General features: G+C 39.8%; 5 protein-coding genes. 1 reads left to right on the plus strand and 4 read right to left on the minus strand.

Annotated elements, in window-relative coordinates:
• Positions 1-5: 5 nt before the first annotated feature.
• The gene (locus tag EP1X_RS08350; RefSeq protein ID WP_055283533.1) at positions 6-1,916 is read right to left on the minus strand and encodes a S9 family peptidase; all 1,911 of its coding nucleotides are present in this window, start codon (positions 1,914-1,916) and stop codon (positions 6-8) included.
• A gap of 115 nt (positions 1,917-2,031) precedes the next feature.
• Between EP1X_RS08350 and EP1X_RS08355 the strand changes: the two genes are divergently transcribed.
• Entirely contained in the window at positions 2,032-4,473 is a 2,442-nt protein-coding gene (locus EP1X_RS08355; RefSeq protein ID WP_055283535.1) for a tRNA(Met) cytidine acetyltransferase TmcA, read from the plus strand.
• Between the two features lie 161 nt (positions 4,474-4,634).
• Here the strand turns inward: EP1X_RS08355 and EP1X_RS08360 are convergent, their stop codons facing one another.
• Genes EP1X_RS08360 through EP1X_RS08370 form a run of 3 tightly spaced genes read right to left on the minus strand, consistent with a single transcriptional unit; the run spans position 4,635 to position 6,160 of the window.
• Positions 4,635-5,390 (minus strand): 7-carboxy-7-deazaguanine synthase QueE, encoded by a 756-nt coding sequence (locus EP1X_RS08360; protein WP_055283536.1) that lies wholly within the window; start codon positions 5,388-5,390, stop codon positions 4,635-4,637.
• A 10-nt stretch (positions 5,391-5,400) separates the two neighbouring features.
• Complete coding sequence (locus tag EP1X_RS08365; protein WP_055283538.1) at positions 5,401-5,649, minus strand: hypothetical protein; 249 nt, start codon at positions 5,647-5,649, stop codon at positions 5,401-5,403.
• A gap of 10 nt (positions 5,650-5,659) precedes the next feature.
• Positions 5,660-6,160 (minus strand): hypothetical protein, encoded by a 501-nt coding sequence (locus EP1X_RS08370; RefSeq protein WP_055283540.1) that lies wholly within the window; start codon positions 6,158-6,160, stop codon positions 5,660-5,662.
• Between the last annotated feature and the right edge of the window lie 228 nt (positions 6,161-6,388).

Here is a 6,388-nt window from a genome sequence, read left to right on the forward strand (position 1 = left end):
AAAACTTACCTCTTGAGCCATCTCTCCATCCAGCCTACTATGAGCTCCAATCTCTTAATCCTATGCTTTGGCTTTCCGCTTCTTGAAAGGTCATGGTTTTCACCTGGGAACAACGCGAGCTCGACGGTCTTTCCAAGATATTTGAGTGCAGTATAGAACTGTAAAGCTTCAGGAAGCCAGCAACGGTAGTCTTCGATTGAGTGTATTATCAAGAGAGGTGTTTCTACATTAGGCGCGTACTTGAGGGGGCTCTTATCCCAATAACCATCGAGGTTGCTCCATGGATCTTTTCCGATTTGGTCAGGTGCAAAGTAATACCCTATGTCAGTCGTTCCAAAGAAGCTTACCCAGTTTGATATTGACCTTTGAGTTACCGCAGCTTTAAACCTCTTGGTGTGACCTACAATCCAGTTAGTCATGAAGCCCCCGTAAGAACCCCCGGTAACACCTATTCTTTCTTTATCAATGAAATCAAAGCGCTTTAGTGCCTCATCAACGACCTCCATCAAATCCTGATAGTCCCTCTCACCATAGTGCTCCCTAATGTCGGCAAACTCCTCTCCGTAACCATCACTTCCCCTTGGGTTAGAGAATATTACCACAAAGCCATTAGCAGTCAAAACATGAAATTCATGCATGAAAGAATAACCATAGGCAGTCTTAGGGCCTCCATGGATCTCAAGGACAGCAGGGTACTTCTTTCCTTCCTTAAATCCAACGGGTTTCATTATCCAGGCATCGATTTCTATGCCATCGGAGACTTTAACCTTAAAATGCTCTGGTTCTGAGAGTTTGTACTCTTTAATCCAATCATTAAACGCTGTAACCTTCTTCTCTTTGCCATCTTTCAAAATATAGAGCTCTGTCGGAGTTGTAGCGTCTTGGGCAATAAATGCAATGTAATCTCCAAATCCAAAAGTTTCAATGCTTCTCTTCCCCTCCACCACACGCTCTATTTTACCATTCAGATTAACACGGAATAAATTCGCCTTTGGACCATCAGTAGCTATATAGTAGATCCACCCTTCTTTATAAACTAGAGGATTCCTTGATTTTCCTCTAACGTCACAATTAAGAGAATTGTATGCAGAGCGATCGAGTTTGGCTGTGAGTTTTTTAATCTCTTTAGTTTCCGGGTTAAAATGATAAATATGTGTATTAGTTGGGATACCCCTTTCGAGGGTACTCATTCTAAGAATAAACGTGCCATCATCAATTGGAAGAAAATCTCCAATACGCCACTCTGAATTGGTGAGTTTATTCACTTTCTTGGTTTTAATGTCAATCACAAAAAGATCACTTATCATTGGCCTCTTCTCTCTATCTTCCTGGGCTATAAAGTAGATTTTACTTCCATCCTTGCTCCATTTTAAAGTTTGAATGTTTAAGGTGCCTCGTGTCAATTTTCTTTTTCTACCATTCTTTGCATCCACAAGATAAATCTGATTCCTCTTGCCATAAACCCATCCTATACCATTAAACCAGAAGGGAATTTCTTTTATGATATGTACATCTTCACCTTTTTTCTTTTTTTCAAGCTCTATTGGAGTAATTACGGCTATGCTATTTCCATCAGGAGAGTATTCATAGTCTATTATTCCCAACTTAAACTTAGTCAAAAGTCTAGCTTCTCCTCCAGTGGTGGGTATTGAATAGAGCTCAGCCTCTTTGCTCTCTTTTTCGCGTTTTGATGTGAAAATAATGAACTTACCATCTGGTGAAAACCGAGGATTTGAGTCCTTAGGGCCTGAGGTGAATTGTTTAACATTTCTTCCATCATAGAGATAGATCTTTGAAAAATAGTCATTTTTTTCTACATTTATCTCACTTACCACGAAAGCAACTTTTTTTCTATAAACATCCAAACCCCCTACAAGCTTAAACTTACCAAGATCATTTATACCCAGCTTCTTCATAAGATCACCATGCTATGTAAGATCTTTTCGTATAAAAGTTTAGCGTTTAAATTAATATCTTAATGAAGTATAGATTTTTAAACATCATTCCCTTTTTCATTCTGGGGATGAGAAAATGACCGTGAGAGTGAGATTTGACAAAGAAACAAGAGAATATGCAAAAAGCGAGGGGATTAAAGACTCCATCTTAAAACTCACTGAAAGTGCCCTTGGAGAAGCTTTAGAGAACTTTCACAGAAGAATGATAATCCTTGCTGGAGAAACTATGAAAAAGGCCACTTTGGCTGGAATTCTTGGTGGGGCTTCTGCCAAGATAATATCCTCTATTCTCGATGAACTTGTGGAAAGAAAACTCAGAGACGAAAGTGAAAGCCGAGTTGAAGTTTTATATGCCACTGATGCTCTTGGACAAGAAACCTTCGGGAGAATGAGATATGAAGAATTTAGAAAGCATTTTGACATTTTGGCTGGAGATAACATAAATGTGACATCTGTAACTTTCAAACACACTCGAGATATTTTGGGAAGAACTTACGATCTCCTTGTTCTTGATCTGAGCTATGACTTTTCACCCAACGATCTGGGTAGAATTATTGAAACTATTCGAGGGGGCGGATTAATATTCGTTCTTGCCAATCCCTTTGAAAAGTGGAAAAACATGTGGACAGGATTTCACAAAAGCCTTGTAACACCACCTTATACCATCGACGATGTGAAGAAAAGGTTTAACAGAAGACTGATCAGGAAATTTGAAGAACATGACGGAATTTATATAATTAACGCGGAAACTCAAAAAATTCTAAAAGGGTCAAAAAATGAAAAAAAGCAAGCAAAACTTCCTGAACGAGAAAAAGTAGAAGTTCCTGATAATATAAAATTCCCGAAGGAACTTTACAACCTCTGTCTTACAAACGGACAGGTTGAGGTTCTCAAAGCCCTTGAAGAGCTTGTAGAAAAAGATGGGATGGTAGTGCTAACCGCTGATAGAGGGAGAGGAAAAAGTGTCAGTGTAGGGATAGGATCCATTGGATTGGCTGTTATGGCAAAAAAGAGAAGAGTTAGAATAGTCATCACTGCACCAGAACTTGAAAACGTTCAAAGCCTCTTCCGCTTTGCCAAAAAAAGCCTTCAAAGGTTAGGCTACAAACCCAAAATAATAGAAGAAAACGGCCTTATAAAAGAAATATACGCTAAAGGCATTGGGCTAAGGTATTATCCACCCACACAAGGATATAAGATGAATGCTGATGTTTATGTGATCGACGAAGCCGCTGGAATCCACGTCCCAATCTTGCATAAATACCTCAACAAACCAAAGGTTATTTATTCATCAACAATTCACGGATATGAAGGAGCTGGGAGAGGTTTCTCAGTCAAGTTTCTAAAAAAGGCTAAAGAAAAGAGAGAGTTCAAAGAGATACATCTCTCCATACCTATTAGATATGAAAATAATGACCCTCTTGAGAAATGGCTCTTTGACGTTCTCCTTCTAGATGCAGAACCCGTAGAGCTTACTGAGGAGGACTACGAGCTCATAAGAAAGAAAGAGGTCTACTTTGAAAAACCAGACCTAGATGATTGGTTTGAGAATGATAGAGAAGATCTAAGACATTTCGTGGGGATCTACGTACTAGCCCATTACAGGAACAGACCAAGTGATGTCGCTTTATTGGCCGATGCTCCACACCACGAGGCAAGAATCTTGAGGCTTAAGAATGGAAAAATAGTTTGTGCAGTGCAAGTTGCAAAAGAAGGTGGAATTCCAAAAAAAGAAATAGAAAAAATGGTCAAAGGGTACAAGCCCAGGGGAAACATAATACCGGATATGATGGTTAAACATCATTACGCAAAGGAATTCGCCCGGCTAAAGGGATATAGAGTTGTAAGGATAGCCACTCATCCAGATGCAATGGATATGGGCCTCGGAAGCAGGGCCCTTGAGCTCCTAATTCAGGAAGCAAGTAAAGAAGGACTAGACTGGGTCGGAAGTGGATTTGGAGCGAGTGAAGAGCTCATTAGATTCTGGATAAGGAATGGATTTGCAGTGGTGCATTTGAGCCCCTCAAGAAACCCAGTAAGTGGAGAATACACTGCAATAGTCGTGAAACCAATAAGCAAAAAGGCCCAAAGTATAGTGAAAACTGCTCACAATGAATTTAGAATAAGGCTAACTGAATGGTTGGGAGACACTCATAGAGATCTAGAACCAGAAATAGCAAGATGGTTGTTTGAGACTCCCTTTGGAGAAGCAGTTGACTACCCACTAAACCTAACTCCAGTACAAAGAAAACGTCTTGAAATGTTCGTTGGCAAAGTCTTGACTTATGACACAGTTCTTGATGCTGTGAAACCTATAGTGAAGCTTTATTTCCTCGATGGGTGGATGAAGCCATATCTCGACGAGAGGCAGATACACCTCCTTATCTACCGCGTTTTGCAGGCACATACTTGGGAAGAAACCGCAAATCTCATAAACAGAAGTCCTATGTTCACAATGATAGAAGTCAGGGATATAATAAGAGGATTATGGTATTATTACAAACACATAATCAAATGAAAGGAGAGATTCATCTCTTGTCTATTCATTCTTTTTCTAACCTTGGAAAAGGAGAAAAATGTTCAAAGGCTCAGCTTCGTCGATCCCGGGCATCACATACCCCAAAGGCCAATCTACATCATCGCCTGAAGAGAATTAACAATGAAGTTTAAAAATTCATCTTAAAGAACACTCAAATACTTATGAACCTGAAAGCTTAGCCCAACATTTTCTCTTCCCATGATTTTAGTTGCAACATTATAAATATCCATTAATTGGACCTGGGATATGTCAATTGGCTCCTTGGGCTGGATTGCCAATGGAGCTAAGCCTTTTAACAGTTCAGCATACCATTTAACGTGCTCCATTTTTGTATCTTTTGTAACAACAAGCTTAGCGTAGGTTTTTACTCCCGCCTTTTTTAGTATCCTAATACTTTCAATCTCTTTGAGAACCAGATCCACCCAATTTTCAGTTGCTTTGGAAGTTTCATCCTTTATGTCCACACTTGCGTAATCTGTAAGCGGAGCTATCTTTTTTATCCTCTCCGGCTTGCTTCCATTAGTCTCTAGGAAATTTCTGAAACCATGGTCATGCATTACCTCCATGAGCATGAGCAAATTCTGAGTCTGAAGGACTGGTTCTCCTCCCGTGTAGCTTATAGAGTGTATATCCCCCGTATCTAACTTTAGAATTATATCAACAACTTCATCAAATTTTGCCGGATTTGGTTTATAGGCAAATCTCCCTGAGAAAGGCTTTATTTCGTACCTATATTTTGGGACACTAGATGCAAGGAGATAGGCTCTTGAGTCACACCAATAGCATCTAAGGTCACACCCAGCAAATCTAACAAAAATTTGCCTCCTACCAAAGGCACTGCCTTCTACACTTCCCCCTTCTCCTTGCCAGCTGTTAAAGATCTCCGCTAAGAACATAACCGCCACCCTATAATTCTACGCCCTTTACTTTGTCACTTACATAGCCCTCAAGTATCTCAATCTTGACGCTCCTATCTTCGCCAGTTAAATCGGCCATTAACTCTACTCCCCTCGCATAATCCCAAAGTCTCCTCTTTGCGTCCTCATCTATTGCTTCACACATAATAATAATCTCTCTTGGATCTTCTCTGCTGGCTATCTCAATGACTTTCATGGCATCCTTCACGGTAAAAAGGCCTTTTTTCTTAAATAACATCACCCATCACCTACACATATTTCATTAAAAGTGAAACTGCCTCATCTAAAATGCTCCTATCCTCCATGTCTACGACATTCTCAAGATAGTAAAGACCTTTAATGTTAAGGATTATATACGCCTCGTTCCGTTCCAACCCCAAGCCATAAGCCTCATAATAAACTAATTCCTCACCCAAAGCATCATTTAGCATCTCTACAAAGTAATTTATTTCGCTTGTAGTTAAATCTTCCCATCTACTTTCAATTTCATCAAAATATCTTTCGAGAATTTTTAATGTATCAAGATCAATTCTTAGAGTTCCCTCAACATAGGGAAATTCTCCAATTCTGAAGATTTTGATACCTTCCTCATCCCTAATTCCAACATAATCCCATAAGAGAATCCCTTCTATGACATTCACTCCATATCTACTAGCAAGATATGTAAATCTCTCCATGGCCTCTTCTATGTCTTCTAAAAATTCTTCTTCATTATTAAAGCGGACAATTTTGCTAACTGTGCCACTCATAAGTTACACCTTGAAAGGCATTATGCTTAAGGGTTATAAGTCTTTATCTTTTTTGGCGGGAAGACCCCTTCCGAGAGGAAGGAGATGAGAATCCCAAAGGTTTAAATACTATTACTAATAGTAATGACTGGTCCAACAATTTAAGAGGTAGCCGGCGATTCCTCCGTTAGGGGGATAGCTGGTAGTGGCCGTGTGAACCGGCCAGTGAGAGTGAGGCTACCGGCAACG

Source organism: Thermococcus sp. EP1 (genome assembly GCF_001317345.1).
In the GTDB taxonomy this organism is placed as follows: Archaea; Methanobacteriota_B; Thermococci; order Thermococcales; family Thermococcaceae; genus Thermococcus_A.